The sequence below is a fragment of the Aurantimicrobium sp. genome, from assembly GCF_036667855.1.
Classification (GTDB): Bacteria; Actinomycetota; Actinomycetes; order Actinomycetales; family Microbacteriaceae; genus Aurantimicrobium.
In genome coordinates this window covers 24731-38872 of the sequence record NZ_JAVWTF010000005.1, presented here as the reverse complement: position 1 = coordinate 38872, position 14142 = coordinate 24731, and the positions used below count along the sequence as shown (strand labels likewise).

The 14142-nt window shown below is 56.0% G+C and carries 15 protein-coding genes and 1 tRNA gene; 3 read left to right on the top strand and 13 right to left on the bottom strand.

Annotation, left to right across the window (positions count from 1 at the left end):
• Nucleotide 1: 1 nt before the first annotated feature.
• The 13 genes from RR877_RS02660 to RR877_RS02600 all read right to left on the bottom strand — a co-directional run bounded on the left by RR877_RS02660 (nt 2) and on the right by RR877_RS02600 (nt 12476).
• On the bottom strand, nt 2-1108 hold the full coding sequence (locus tag RR877_RS02660) for a serine/threonine-protein kinase (protein ID WP_332551093.1): 1107 nt from the start codon (nt 1106-1108) through the stop codon (nt 2-4).
• An 81-nt stretch (nt 1109-1189) separates the two neighbouring features.
• The gene (locus RR877_RS02655) at nt 1190-2005 is read right to left on the bottom strand and encodes a protein phosphatase 2C domain-containing protein (protein WP_332551092.1); all 816 of its coding nucleotides are present in this window, start codon (nt 2003-2005) and stop codon (nt 1190-1192) included.
• A 45-nt stretch (nt 2006-2050) separates the two neighbouring features.
• Complete coding sequence (locus tag RR877_RS02650; RefSeq protein ID WP_332627667.1) at nt 2051-2719, bottom strand: FHA domain-containing protein; 669 nt, start codon at nt 2717-2719, stop codon at nt 2051-2053.
• A 33-nt stretch (nt 2720-2752) separates the two neighbouring features.
• Nucleotides 2753-6304, bottom strand: coding sequence for a chromosome segregation protein SMC (smc, locus tag RR877_RS02645; protein ID WP_332551090.1), 3552 nt, complete (start codon nt 6302-6304; stop codon nt 2753-2755).
• 80 nt (nt 6305-6384) lie between these two features.
• Entirely contained in the window at nt 6385-7149 is a 765-nt protein-coding gene (locus RR877_RS02640; RefSeq protein WP_110233883.1) for an IclR family transcriptional regulator, read from the bottom strand.
• Between the two features lie 92 nt (nt 7150-7241).
• Nucleotides 7242-8318 carry an alanine racemase gene (locus tag RR877_RS02635; RefSeq protein WP_110233885.1) on the bottom strand — a complete coding sequence of 359 codons (1077 nt, stop codon included), beginning with the start codon at nt 8316-8318 and terminating at the stop codon, nt 7242-7244.
• A gap of 41 nt (nt 8319-8359) precedes the next feature.
• Nucleotides 8360-8617, bottom strand: a complete 258-nt coding sequence (locus RR877_RS02630; protein ID WP_110233887.1) for a type II toxin-antitoxin system RelE/ParE family toxin — start codon at nt 8615-8617, stop codon at nt 8360-8362.
• Nucleotides 8614-8862, bottom strand: a complete 249-nt coding sequence (locus tag RR877_RS02625) for a type II toxin-antitoxin system Phd/YefM family antitoxin (RefSeq protein WP_110233889.1) — start codon at nt 8860-8862, stop codon at nt 8614-8616. Before RR877_RS02625 ends, RR877_RS02630 begins: the two co-directional genes overlap by 4 nt.
• Nucleotides 8863-8944: 82 nt before the next feature.
• Entirely contained in the window at nt 8945-9805 is an 861-nt protein-coding gene (mutM, locus tag RR877_RS02620; RefSeq protein ID WP_110233891.1) for a bifunctional DNA-formamidopyrimidine glycosylase/DNA-(apurinic or apyrimidinic site) lyase, read from the bottom strand.
• Between the two features lie 7 nt (nt 9806-9812).
• Nucleotides 9813-10520 (bottom strand): ribonuclease III, encoded by a 708-nt coding sequence (gene rnc, locus RR877_RS02615; RefSeq protein WP_280796387.1) that lies wholly within the window; start codon nt 10518-10520, stop codon nt 9813-9815.
• Nucleotides 10521-10544: 24 nt separating this feature from the next.
• Nucleotides 10545-10751, bottom strand: coding sequence for a 50S ribosomal protein L32 (gene rpmF / locus RR877_RS02610; protein ID WP_110233896.1), 207 nt, complete (start codon nt 10749-10751; stop codon nt 10545-10547).
• Between the two features lie 21 nt (nt 10752-10772).
• A complete protein-coding gene (locus RR877_RS02605) occupies nt 10773-11279 on the bottom strand; it encodes a YceD family protein (protein WP_110234889.1) in 507 nt (168 codons plus the stop codon).
• Between the two features lie 57 nt (nt 11280-11336).
• The gene (locus RR877_RS02600) at nt 11337-12476 is read right to left on the bottom strand and encodes an acyltransferase (RefSeq protein WP_332627665.1); all 1140 of its coding nucleotides are present in this window, start codon (nt 12474-12476) and stop codon (nt 11337-11339) included.
• Between the two features lie 72 nt (nt 12477-12548).
• Between RR877_RS02600 and RR877_RS02595 the strand changes: the two genes are divergently transcribed.
• From RR877_RS02595 to RR877_RS02585, 3 genes are all read left to right on the top strand, one after another.
• Nucleotides 12549-12630 (top strand) — tRNA-Leu (locus tag RR877_RS02595).
• 38 nt (nt 12631-12668) lie between these two features.
• Nucleotides 12669-13316, top strand: a complete 648-nt coding sequence (locus tag RR877_RS02590) for a DedA family protein (RefSeq protein ID WP_277495116.1) — start codon at nt 12669-12671, stop codon at nt 13314-13316.
• Nucleotides 13317-13357: 41 nt separating this feature from the next.
• Nucleotides 13358-14137: a DedA family protein gene (locus RR877_RS02585; RefSeq protein WP_110233900.1), complete on the top strand. Its 780-nt coding sequence runs from the start codon at nt 13358-13360 to the stop codon at nt 14135-14137.
• The last annotated feature ends 5 nt before the right edge of the window (nt 14138-14142 follow it).

Here is a 14142-nt window from a genome sequence, read left to right as displayed (position 1 = left end):
ATTATCCGGCCACCGTTGCCAAGACGAGAGTGACGATGGTCACTACTGCCACCACACCCGTGACGACAGAAATCAGGAGCTTGCGCCGGCGGCGCGCAGCGACGAGCGCAAGCTCATCACGTTCAGCCGGTGTGGAGTTATATCCCTGGCGTCGCCAACTTGGCGTGGAGTGGGCATCGAGCGGGGACAGTGCGGTGCGATCGTTGTCGTTGATCACAATCGCGGTGGAACCCCACTCATCACCGACAACATCCAGAGGAGTCTGAGCTAAGCCCATTGACGTCTCAACCTGCTGCAGCTGCCGAGCAAACTCAAGTGCCGAGTGTGGTCGGTCGATGGGGTTCTTGCTCATCGCCTGATTGAGAACTTCTTCCAGACGGGCAGGAACATCACTCCGACCAATGGGCTGCGGCTTAGATTTCAAGATGCGGCCAGCGAGGTGACCGGGAGAGTTGTCCTTGCCGGGGATCTCAAAGGGGCTGCGCCCAGCCAGCAACGAATACACCGTGGCTCCCAGCGACCAGATCTCTGAAGCTGTTGAACCGGTGGTGCTCTCACGAATTACTTCAGGAGCAGACCAGGGCACCGAAAGTCCTACAGCCTTGGAGTTATCACCCAAATACACCGAAGAGGCAATACCGAAGTCACTCAAGACGGGGTGGCCATAGGCGGTAACCAAGATGTTGCCGGGCTTGATGTCACGGTGCAACACATTGGCGCGGTGAGCAGTCTCGAGGGCTGCAGCAATACGAATGCCGGTGCGCAGGGCTTCAGCAACCGGGATGGTCTCTGCTCGGAAGCGTTCGCCATAACCGCTGACACACACCTCTGTCACGAGATAGGGGCGACCATCGGCGCTCACACCCGCCTCGAAGACACTCAAGATCGAGGGGTGCGTGCTTAGCTGGGACATCAACTGAGCCTCGGATTGGAACATGTCCCGCACGCGAGGGTTCACAACCTCAGGCAGCAGAACCTTCACTGCAACATTGCGACGGGGCAGCTGCTGTTCATAAAGAAACACGTCACCGAAACCGCCGGAGCCCAGCACGCGGACGAATGTGAATCCAGAAAGGACAGGCGGAGTTGAGGGTAGTCGTCTCGACATGTCCCACCACCTTCGTCAACCTGGATTGAGTCTCGGAGAGCTCAACGCAAATAACGCCGTAAATTCAGCGCACGTGCAAGTTTAGGCAGGTGAAACTGAGGATTCGGTGTGCCCCACCGTGACCGCAATAACGTCAATGACGATCAATGTGACGTTGTCACGACCGCTGTTTGTCAGCGCGGCGTTCATGAGCTCGCTCACGGCATCCTCCACCGTGGGAGCGTTGGTCAAAAAGTGCTCAATACCGACATCGGTGAGCTCTTTGGTCAAGCCATCAGAACACAGTAGCAAACGCATGCCGGGGACGACAGGAAGTGCCACATAGTCAGGAATGGGCTCATCGATGATGCCCACAGCACGGGTAATCACGTTGGCGTGAGGGTTGTAGTCCGCCTCTTCCTTGGTGATGGTTCCGGCATCCACCAATTGCTGCACAACCGAGTGATCCACGGTGACCTGTTCAAAGGTTTCATCGAGCTTCACATAGACGCGTGAGTCTCCAATGTTGAACACTGCCCACTGCAGCTGGTCGCCCTCTTGCACGAGGGCAGCGCCGGTCACTGTTGTTCCCGCACCCTGCTGATCTTCGGTGAGCTTGTTGCGCAGGTCCACTACCGACATGGCCAGTGCCATCTCGAGAGCGTCTAAGTCTGCAAATCCAGGCTTTTCTAGACCGGCAATGCGCTGCACGACGCAGTCGCTGGCGATGTCGCCGGCGCTGTGGCCACCCATGCCATCGGCGACTGCAAAGACGGGGCAGGCAATGGCAAAGGAGTCTTCATTGTTAGCGCGGTGGTTTCCCACATCCGTGCCGGCAGCCCAGGAGAGGGTAACGCTCGCACCAGTGCTCGTGTCGACAACAGTCGTGCCGGTCGAGTTCTGGCCTAGGGCAGTCACAGGAAAATCTCCAAGATTATGGGGCTACAACCGAAAGAAAAACGGCTAACCAAGAACTTCAAGTCTATTACCGTCACCGAGGTCGATAATCGCGCCAACTCCGAGCGCCATCGAGTCCCCAGGGGCAAGTAGAACGGTGGGCTGCCCAGGATTGATCACACGGGTGCCATTGGTTGAGCGCAGGTCGGTCACCACCACCACATCGCCGAGCACCTCAACACGGGCATGAGTGGACGACACAACACCATCAGGTGAGGCAAGAACAACGAGAGTCACTCCGCGATCACCACGCAGGGGCGCTGCAGGCAGACGCCCCATGATCAACGGCTTGGTCAGTTCGTACTTGGTGCCATTGATGTGACGCAAACGAAAACGGGAGATGAGTTCCTGCTGCGGAGCTGTATCCCTGACGTCACCAGAACTCTCCTCAACTTCTTCAATGAGACCACTGAGGCCCAAGGAGGTGTCCATGAGAGAGCCGATGAGGGTGTTGTATTCGTCTGTCGTTTCTGGGATGACCGTGTCATCACTGGTGATGACTGTTTCCTCAGACGGGACAACATCTCCGATAACCGTGCTGTCATCGATGATCTCAACTGAACCCACAACTGTTTCATCAATCGGAATCTTGATGATGGTGTCATCACTGGCATCAACGCCGATGACGGTGTCATCGTTCACGTTGATGCGAGTGTTGTCGTCAGGAGTGCTCATTTGTGCAAACCAAGGCGGCAAGCTTGCGAAAGCTTACGCACTTTCCTTTTCAGTGGACTCTTTCGCTGCCACGCGCTGACCGACCACAGCCGAGACACCGTCTTGGCGCATCGAGACTCCATAGAGTGCGTCCGCGATTTCCATGGTGCGCTTCTGGTGAGTAATCACAATGAGCTGGCTGGAATTACGCAGGTCTTCGAAAATCGCCAGCAGACGACCCAGGTTGGCATCGTCCAGAGCGGCCTCAACCTCATCCATGATGTAGAACGGCGAAGGGCGCGCCTTGAAGATGGCCACGAGCAGAGCAACGGCAGCCAGCGAACGCTCACCACCAGAGAGCAAGCTCAGACGGTCAATCTTCTTACCCGCAGGCTTGACCATGACCTCAATACCGGTGGTGAGGAGATCATCGGGGTTGGTCAAAGCAATGCTTCCTGACCCACCGGGGAACAAGATGGGGAACACTTCAGCAAATGCTGCTTGAGTGTCATCGAAGGCTGCCTGGAAGACAGACTGCATCGTGGAATCGACTTCCTCGATGATGGTCATCAAGTCCTTGCGGGTGTTGGTGAGGTCGGTGAGCTGTTCGGTGAGGAAGGTGTGGCGCTGTTCCAGTGCCGCAAACTCTTCCAACGCCAGCGGGTTCACACGACCGAGCTGACCGAGCTTACGCTCTGCCTTCTCTAGTCGAGTCTGCTGTTCAGAACGGTTATATGGCTTGGTTTCTGGCTCTGCGTCCGCAGGTGCATCAGCATCCAGAGCAACAGGAATACCCACCTCGGGGCCGTATTCGGCAATGAGCACGTCCTCAACGAGACCAAGTTCATTACCTGCACGCTCGAGCAAACCAGAGAGCTGCATCTTCTTTTCATAGATCTGCAGTTCCAGCCCGTGCACGTTCTCTGTGATCGAGTGCAGACGTTCACGGAGTTGTGATTCTTCTTGACGCAGGGTGATGAGTTCTTGGTTCTGTGCTGCACGGTCCGCTTCGCGCTGACCCAGTAGAACACGTGCTTCCGAAACGGAACGATCGACGGAGTCCAGAACGGCAGGCAGTGCTTCAGCAACTCCGGCAGCGGCATCAATCTGGCGGCGGCGAACAACAGCACGACGTGCTGCTTCTTCTGCTGCAGCACGGTCAGCGTCGAGCTGCTGGCGCAGGCTCTCCACGCGAAGTTCTTCAGCACGAACACGTTCACGCGCCGTTTCGAGCTCCAGACGTGACTGCACTTCCTTTTCACGAACCTGTTCAAGTTCAGCAAAGAGTTCGTCACGAGCAGAGACGTCCAGGATGGGGCGCGGACGAGACTCGACAGACTCAAGTTCGCTCGTGGCACGGTGAGCGTTCTGCTCTGCTTCCTCAACAGAAGTGGCAGCTAGTGCCAGTGAGGCGCTCAGGCGCTCAGATTCAGCAATAGCTGCTTCGACCTGAACGCGAGCACGGTTGAGTGCTTCCGAGCGGGCAGCCAGCTGTGAATCATATTCACGCAGTGCAGCAAGTGCTGCGGTGGAGCGTTCCTTGGCGACCTGGGCAACACCGCGCTGGTCAGCAAGATCCAGGCGTGCCTTGTCGATAAGGCCAATAACTTCATCGAGGCGCTTCTGGGCTGCGTCACGATCAGAGACAAGCTCAATACGGCTCTGCTTCGAACCGGAACCACCGCGCAGGACGAAGCGGGTGAGAACTTCACCAGCCTTGGTGATGATGGTGACGTTGGCATCGGAGGTGTCCAAGCCTTGCTTCCATGCAGCTCGTGCTGCATCCAGGTCATCGGCGATGACGGTGGATGCGAGAAGTGCCAACACACCTTCCGGCGCAGTCACCACGTCAGAGGCGGGGACAACACCCACAACACTGGGTAAGGAGACTGCACTCTTGCCCGGCTTGGCCGCAACAACAATTTCCACGCGACCGAGGTCGTCACGATCCACATTGGCAAGTGCCGAGATGGCAGAGTCCATGTCATCGGCCAGCACAGCATCAGAGAGGGAACCAAGTCCCGCTGCGATTGCTGCTTCGAAACCGGCCTTAACCTGAATGTGCTCGGCCACAAGGCCACGAATACCGGAGAGTTTGGCCTTCACCAGAGCAGAGGAGCCATCCTTCTGATCTAGAGCCATCGAGAGTGCGCCGGTGCGCGCCTGGAGTGCATCACGTTCACGCTCGAGAGTGTGAAGTTCATCACGCAGTCGATCGATGGTGGCATCTGCTTCCACCACAGCAGCCTGAGCAGATTCATAGGTGTCGTTCAGACCTGTTTCACCCGCGGTGGTGTCAGCAGAATCTGACTCAACCTGGGCCAAGTTTTCTTGAGCAGAAACACGACGTTCAGTTGCCGCATCCAGTGCGTTCTGTTGACGCAGAACTTCACCGCGCACGGCAGCCAGTGCAGAGTCAGCTGCTTCTTTCTTTCCGCGCAGGCTGGTCAGTTCCAGATCGTGCTGAGAAACCAGAGCGGACTGTGCTGAGATTTGCTCGTCAATAGAGTCCAGCTTTTCGCGCGCGACCACAGTCGCCTGCTGGGCAGCCTGCCAGGCAGCTTCAGCAGCAATGACGATGCCACGCATAACCTCAACCTCAGACTCAGCGCCCTCGATCATGGCCTGGTTCACACCCGAGCCCAATGGCTGCTGGTCAGTGTCTGCACCGAGGAGGGCGAGACGCTGATTAGCGAGGTTATAGAGACCACGTAGACGTTCCTGAATAGATTCAAGAGCGAAGACAGTCTTGCGGGCTGACTCAACATCATCAGCACTCTGGTCTGCTTCGAGACGGCGCACGCGCAACATGGTGCGCTCAAGCTGTTCTTGCAGCACGATACGTTCACTGTGACGCTCAGACTCGGTCTTGTTATGGGCGTCGAGAGTGGTGCGCAACTGAACAACATCATCAGCCAGGATGCGTGCGCGGGCATCGCGCACCTCAGCCTGGATGCTCTGTGCTTCACGAGCAATCTCGGCCTGGTGTCCCAGGGGCTTGAGCTGGCGACGAACCTCGGTTGCGAGGTCAGTCAGACGGGTGAGATTAGCCTGCATCGCTTCAAGCTTGCGCACAGTCTTTTCCTTGCGGCGACGGTGCTTGAGAATTCCCGCAGCTTCTTCAATGAAACCGCGGCGATCTTCTGGGCTGGCCTGAAGAACGTTATCGAGTCGACCCTGACCCACAATGACGTGCATCTCGCGACCCAGACCGGAGTCAGAGAGAAGTTCTTGAACATCCAACAGACGGCAGTTTTCACCGTTGATGGCATATTCACTCGAGCCGTTACGGAACAGGGTTCGGCTAATGGTGACTTCGGAGTATTCGATGGGCAGAGCACCATCAGAGTTATCGATGGTGAGCAGAACCTCGGCGCGGCCTAGCGGGCCGCGGGTGGAGGTTCCCGCGAAGATGACGTCTTCCATCTTGCCGCCGCGGAGAGTCTTTGCACCCTGCTCACCCATAACCCAGGCGAGCGCATCAACGACGTTGGACTTACCCGAACCGTTGGGTCCCACCACACAGGTGACACCGGGCTCGAAGGCAAAAGTGGTCGGCTGGGCAAACGACTTAAAGCCTTTGAGCGTCAGGCTTTTTAGATACACGTCGAAGGCTCCCCGGTCAGCAGTGCGAACGCACTAACTAACAAATTTACTGGATATAAAAGCCCGACAAAACCACCGATTTAGTGGTCGTCTTCGAGTTCTTTACGAATCGAATCAGCAGCCTGCTGAAGCACCTCTACTAAACGAGGAATATCCATGTGTGTCAGGTGAGCAACCACACCCACAGCAGCCACACAACGGCCACCTCGCAGAATAGGAACAGCAACAGATCCGTTACCTGCTGTGCTCTCCTGGCGAGCCACGGCATAGCCACGAGTCTTGGTCTCAACCAGCTCGGTCTTGAGCTTGACGGGGTCCACGATCGAGTAGGGAGTGGTGCGAGAGAGCGGACGGCTGAGATATTTCTCAATAGCCTCGGGGCTCTGCCACGCCAGCAACACCTTGCCCACACCTGTGGTGTGCAGGGGAAGGTGTCCACCCGCACGAGATGCGGTGTGAACGGAACGTTCGCCACCAATACGGTCAACGTAGAGTGCCTGGCCGCGGTCCAGCACGGCGAGGGTGATGTTTTCACCGGTCTCTTCATAGAGACGAGCAAGAGTGGGGAGGGCGCGGTGACGCAGCTGGTCGCTTACAGGAGCGAGCTGACCAATCGACCACACGCGCGTTCCGATGCGGTAACGACGGTCAGATCCGCGAACCAAGAAACCACCCGCAACCAACTCGGCAACAACACGGTGTGTGCTCGACATGGGAAGCAGGGACTTCTCAGACAGTTCCGACAGCGTCAGTGCGCGGCGGCGCTCATTGAAACAACCAAGAACGGCGATGCCGCGACCAATCGAGGAGATAGGTGCACCGGCAGTAGTACGTGCTGGACTCATGAAATATCTGCCCTTTCAGGCCTCAAGAAATAAGGTTCCAATGACCGGAACAATACTCCTCATTTATCTCGATATCAAGATAAATAGAAAAATCAGGAATTTCTTCCCCGCGCAGCGACCTTCCAGCGGTCCACAACAACACCACGATCGAAGACAAAAACCTCATCTGCGAGGTTCACGGTGTTACACACATGGTTCGGAATAACCGGCAGAACATCACCCAGAACGGGCGCATATCCTTCAGGGAACTCAATGGTGGCGTGGTGTTCAGACAGCGCCACGATGCGCGCATCGGGCTGTCCCAGCACACGACCATAGCCGCTGGCATAAGGGGCTTTATCGGCACCGAGTACCTTGCTTCCCGCATCCACAATCACCCGGCTACCACGAACACTCACCACCGTTCCATGCACGGTCAGGGCAACGTCGTCCCAGTCACACGAACCCAGCTCAATCTGTTGTGCATCGTTGAAGACATAGACACCCGGACGCTGCTCGGTCACCACCGAAGCATCTGCCTCAGCCAGCGACGGTGTAGATCCACCGCTGACAATGTTGGCGTCAGGGAAGCCAGCTGCAACAAGCTGCTCCTGTGCATGAGACAACGCCCGCGCCTCGTCCTGAGCCGCTGCGGCACGGCCATCGACTGAGTAACTATGTCCAGGGAAGGTAAAGCACCCGGACACCTCAAGACCCAGATCTCGAAGACCAACTGCCAACTTCCCCACGCCCTCAGGAGCAATACCGCTGCGGTGGTGACCGCAGTCCACTTCGATGAGTAGTTCAATCAGAGAAGCACGGCCTCGAAGATGCTCGGCAAGTTTCTTTCCCGATTCCAGCGAATCAATCCCCATCCGAATAGTGGCTCGATCAAGGAGAGCATCTAATCGCTTTGCCTTAATAGGCGTCAACCAGAGCGGATAGGCAATGAAGACATCCGGGAATCCTGCCTCCACAAACACTTCAGCTTCACCAAGGGTGGCAACCGTGATACCGAGAATCCCGGCGGCTTCTTGCATGCGGGCGATCTCGATGATCTTGTGTGTCTTCACGTGGGGACGCAGAGCAATGCCTGCCGTGCGCGCTGCCTCAGCAGCGCGGGCAATGTTTCCCTGCAGTATGCCGAGCTCTATAGCGATGTAGGGAGTCTCCGGTGCAGAGATAGTCATGACTGCGAGCTTACTTTCGAAGGGATACGTGAAGAATAACTTTATTTCTCATAGACATTTCTGCGGTGTCCCAGCGTAATGACGACGACGACCAACACGTTGTCGTCAACGGTGTAAATGATGCGGTAATTCCCCACTCGCACGCGCAGACCTGGGCGCCCCTGCAGTGCTTGAGCGCCTGGAGGGCGTGGCTCCTCACCGAGCAAAGCTATAGCTCCGCGAACACGGTCCCGGTCTTGATGCCCAATTGTTTTCAGTGCACGAATTGCAGCCGGGCGAAGTTCAATCGAGTAGGTCACACCCAACCCAGATCTGACTTCACTTGAGCCCACGGAATGTTGGGGCCCTCTTCAGCCATTGCTGCATCAAATGCTGCAACGTCCTCTGCGTCTTCAAGTGCAACCATCATGCGCTCGTAATGCTCGGGGCTCACCAGAACTGCTGCCTGTTGGCCCCGGCGTTCGATAAAGACAGCTTCGGTCTGAGACTGCGTAATGATCTCAGAGAAGTTGTTTCGGGCGTCAGCCACACTCACAATAGACATATCTGAATTGTACAACTCAGAACTTGTTATGTACATAACTACCTCTCTTTCCCTTCGAAACCAGAGAAAACTGAGCTCAGTCTTATGCCACCCTCTGACATTTCGGGCAGAAGTGTGAACCACGGTTCATGAACGTCACCCGCCGAATGGGTGTGCCGCAACGTGGGCACGGTTTGCCCTGCTGTCCATAGGCGTTGAGGCTGTGGGAGAAGTAACCCGATTCACCGTTCACGTTCACGTATTGCTCGTCGAAGCTGGTGCCACCCTCCCCCAATGCTTTGGTGAGGATTGCTCGCACTGCCTCCAGGAGCTCACGTGCTTTCGCCTTCGACAACGTGTCTGAAGGTTTCTCCCCGTGAATCTTTGCCGCCCACAACGACTCATCGGCATAGATGTTCCCCACGCCGCTAATGAGTGTCTGATCCAGCAAGGCTCTCTTCACGCCTGTGCTTTTCTTGCGCAGCCGCGTGATGAATAGCTCGTCATCAAAGAACGGATTGAGGGGATCCAGCGCGATGTGGGCTGCTTGAGAGGGAACAAGGCCCGAAGGTTGTTCCACCAGTTCATCCACAGCCATCGATCCAAAGATGCGCTGGTCGACGAAGTTAACCACGAGCTGGCCATGCTCTGGATGCGTGATGACGTATTGGATGCGCAAATGGCGATCTGGTGCTGCATCGAGATCTCGTAAGAGAACCTGACCACTCATGCCCAGGTGAGTCACCAGGGCATCGCCTGAGCCCAGAGGGAACCACATGAACTTTCCTCGGCGCTCGGCAGAGAGCACCGTTGCTCCCTGAAGCATGCCGACAAAATCTCCACGTCTCGCGTCATGACGTTTGAGCGAACGTGGATCGAATACCTGAACAGAGTCAATCCGAGCACCGACCAGTGCAGGTTCTAACCCTGCACGCACCACCTCAACTTCGGGAAGCTCAGGCATAGGGAAGTTAGTTCGTCTCGCCGAGCGATGACCACGCAGTGAGGGCAGCTGCCATCTCGGCGTGCTTCTTGCTGGTGCCTGTGCCGGTGGCGGTAACGAGTTCACCCACGGTGACAGTGGCGGTGAAGACGCGTGCGTGGTCAGGACCTGCTGCTTCAACCGAATACACAGGAACAGCAGTACCCAGCTTGGCAACAGCTTCTTGCAGGCTGGTCTTGGGATCCATAGCAGCGCCGAAGCGTTCGGGGTTGTCCAGCAGTGGTTCAATCAGGCGCAGCACGAGGGCATTGGCAACCTCGGGACCTGCGGTGAGATAGGTGGCACCAAAGAGTGCTTCTACGGTGTCAGCCAGGATGGAATCCTTGTTGCGTCCACCGGTGAGTTCTTCGCCATTACCTAAGCGAATGTATTGGCCGAGCTCAATACTGCGAGCCACTTCAGCCAAAGCCAGTGTGGAGACCAAGGAAGCCCGGCGCTTGGCCAGGTCACCCTCATCCAAGTCGGGGTAGTTGGTATAGAGCATGACCGTGACGGCTTGACCCAATACTGAGTCGCCGAGGAATTCCAGGCGCTCGTTGTTGGCAATGCCGCCATGCTCGTAGGCATAGGAGCGGTGCGTCAAGGCAAGCTCGTAGAGCTCCCCGTTCAGGGGTATGCCAAGAGAACTCGAGAGACTCGAGATATCGGTCTGATGACCAGAAGCAGGAGAGCTCATGCTCACTCGCCTATAAGGGTGTGACTAAACGTCAGCTACCTTGCGGCCCTTGTACTCCATGAAGAGTGGGGTGCCGGCAGAGTCTTCAACAACCTTGGCGCGGTGAGGAAGGCTGTAGGAAACCTTGCCGTTAGCGTCAACGCTCTTGACGAGGGTGGCAGCAGTTGCCTTCCACTGGGCACGGCGCATGCGAGTGCTAGCTCGCGACATTTTGCGCTTGGGAACAGCCATGGCTATCTCTTCTCTTCTTACTTACTTCTTTTTACCGGTGCTTGTGTCACCGTTGTCTGCGGAAGCAGTCAGCTGGCTCAGCGCGGCCCATCTCGGGTCAATCGTCTCTTCCAGCGTGGTATCCAGTGGTTCTGCCAAACGCTCACCAGTCTCAGGATCGAGACCAGCACAATCTGGCCGGCAAACCGGCTGGAACGGAAGTGCGAGCACTACCGCTTCCCTGACTAGAGGTTCAAGATCCACGTGGTCGTCGTGAACCTCATAATCAAATGCTTCGTCAACAGAATACGCGAAAAGTTCCTGAAATTCGACTTCGAGGTCCTGCTCGATGGGTTCGAGGCATCTTCCGCACTCTCCCAGAGCTGTTGTTTCGACCTCAGCGGTGACCAAAATACCGTCGCCGAGCGACTCTAAACGCAGGTCAAGGTGGATATTTTCGCCCGCAGGAACAGCAATAATTCCTTCGCCCAACTTTTCAGGCGCAGCAATATCGAGCTCACGCTCGCGGTGCTCACCGGGACGGTGCATGAGGTCATAGACCTCAATGGTGAAGGGGGTTTTGACGAATTTAGCCACGAGACAAGTCTACGCGGATAGTTTCGACGACGCTTTCTGGATCAAGCGCTTGCCAATGCGCTGCAGTGGTGCCTCCACTAACGTGCGGGCAATGAGCGTGAACAAGATTGACACAATCGTGATGCTCACGGATTCAACCAGGAAGAAGTAGACCCATTTGCCAGGTGGGTAGGCACCACTGGGTGTGCCCAACACAATGTTGGTCCACTGGATCAGGGGCTGGTGGAAAACATACACACCGAAGGAATAGACACCCATAAAGGACAACACCTTGGCTTTGCGCGTTCCCGGGGTGACTTCGAACTTAGTCAGCTGCAGAATCAGCAGAGCAAAGATGGGGGCAGCGAAGTAGGTGATGTTGTAGCGGTAAGAATCCCAGTGCCAGGCATCTTCGATGAAGAACAGAGAGACCACCAATGCAATGGAGATAACCAGCATCCACCAGTTACGAAAACGAGATAACTGAGTCAGATACTTGCGTAGCAAGAGTCCCAAGCCAAAGCCGAGAAACGCACGACCCACCGCCTCAAAACCTCGGATAGGTCCGCTGTATTCAATGAAGGACGCATCTGAGGTCAATCCATACCAGAGCATGACGTAGCCAGCGATGATGGCCAGGATGATTCCCATTCCCCACTTCACAGCTGTCAGGGGAGCGTAAATGACGTTGGCAATCCACTCAGCAGAGAGGGACCACAGCGGAACGTTGATCGCAATGGCAGAAGCCAGCAACACCTGAAGAAGCAGGAAAGCAATGACGAGGATATGGACCCGTTCATCTGCGGGTAATCCCGCCAGGCTGCCATAAGGAGCATTGAAGTTATCTTTCGCCACCAACACATTGCGTTCCCAGTCAATGGCTATCAACGCAACAATGAGGCTGGTTATAGCCAGTGGCCAAAATCTAAAAACACGCTTGAGAATGAAGATGCCTGATGTGCGGCCCAGCTGCTTGCTGCGCTGAGGCATGCTGGGCCAGAGCACAAAGCCACTGAGGACGAAGAAGAAGTCCACGAAGAGATAGAAGGAAGCCAGCTGCTGGAAATCTGAGGTTGCACTGACGGTGACGTGAAAAGCAAGAACACCGAGGGCGGCAACGCCACGCATCCCATCTAGGAGTAGGAAACGGTGCTGTGGTGCAGGGGTCACGTACGTTGTGTCCTCTCAGGAGGGAGTGAGCGGTGGAACCAGAATGACACATAAACTAGTCAGGTAACACTCGCGGGAGTGGTGAAATTGGTATACACGCCAGATTTAGGTTCTGGTGCCGAGAGGCGTGAGGGTTCAAGTCCCTTCTCCCGTACAAATACTTCTCGATCAACCTCATGAGAAAGAGCATCTATGTTGCACGCCTCGGCACTTGATGGACAGATGACTGATCTGTTCTCACAAGTAGGTGTTGTGGTGTTCTATCTCGTGGTGTGGGGATTGGTATTCGCCGGAACTGGATTGTTCGTTGGTGCGTTCATCCCCTTCATTACTGGCGATTCTCTCCTGTTCGCATCCGGTCTCGTCACGGCAGCAACTCCTCAGTTGAGCGTGTGGATTCTGGCACTGGGCGTTGGTATCGCAGCATTTGTTGGCGACCAGGTTGGTTTTATTTTGGGTCGCCACCTCGGACGCCCCTATCTTGATCGCAAGAGCGGTCCACGAATGAAAAAGATCATTGCCCGGGTGGAGAAGTTTTATAACTCCTATGGCTGGTGGTCCGTCGTGATTGCGCGCTTCATTCCCTGGGCTCGCGTATTTGTTCCCTGGGTTGCCGGCATTGGCAAGATGAACTACTTCAAGTTCCTCACCAGCAACTTTGTTGGCGCAGTTGCCTGGGGAGTTGGTTTGACCCTCGTCGGTTACTACGCAGCAAGCATTCCTGGGGTCAAAGCAGCTGCCTATGTGATTGCAGGTTTCTTCATCACCGCGTCCATCATTTTCAGCATCCGAACCTGGGTTGTGGAGCGCCGCGACCGTCAGCAAAATCCTGCGAATTAGCTGAAAGCACGCTCCGAGCCAACAGGTAGGCTGGAACCACTATGCACACCTCGTTGATTCCCTGGCTTGACCCTGCAAACCTGATTGACGGCTTTGGGCCTTATGCCCTCCTCGGTGTGGCATTCATTGTCTTCGCTGAGACCGGCCTCTTGGTTGGGTTTCTCCTTCCTGGAGACACCCTCCTCATCTCGGCTGGTGTCCTCACCGTCACCGACACTTTCGGCGCGAACATCTTTGTTGTGTGTGCTGCCATTAGCGCCGCCGCCTTCATCGGTGGTGAAGTGGGCTATCTGATTGGCCATAAATTCGGCCCCAGTATTTTCGAAAAAAACGAGAGCGGCTTCTTCAGTAAGAAGAATGTCGAACGCACCAACAGCTTCTTCGTTCGCTACGGCGGACTAGCCGTGATCATTGCTCGCTTCGTGCCCGTCGTGCGCACCTTCGCCCCTGTGGCAGCTGGTGTGGGTCACATGAACTACAAAAAGTACACCCTCTATAACCTCATCGGTGCCATCATCTGGGGTTCCGGTCTGACCGCACTGGGTTATGGCGTGGGACACATTCCCGTCGTCGCGGCATTCGTTCAGGACTACATCGACATCGTTCTGCTCGGAGTCGTTGTCATCGTGTTGATCCCCAGCGTTTACCACTACATCCAGGCCGTGATGAAGGCTCGTCGTGCCAAGAAGGAAGCTGCACACAAGCACTCCCCTGAAGCACTCAAGGTCACTCACGACGAGGCAGAGAAGCTCGCTCTCAAGCCTGACGTGTTCTCACAGAAGCACGACGGTCAGCACGAGCCTGACGTCACCACGAAGTAGGAAAA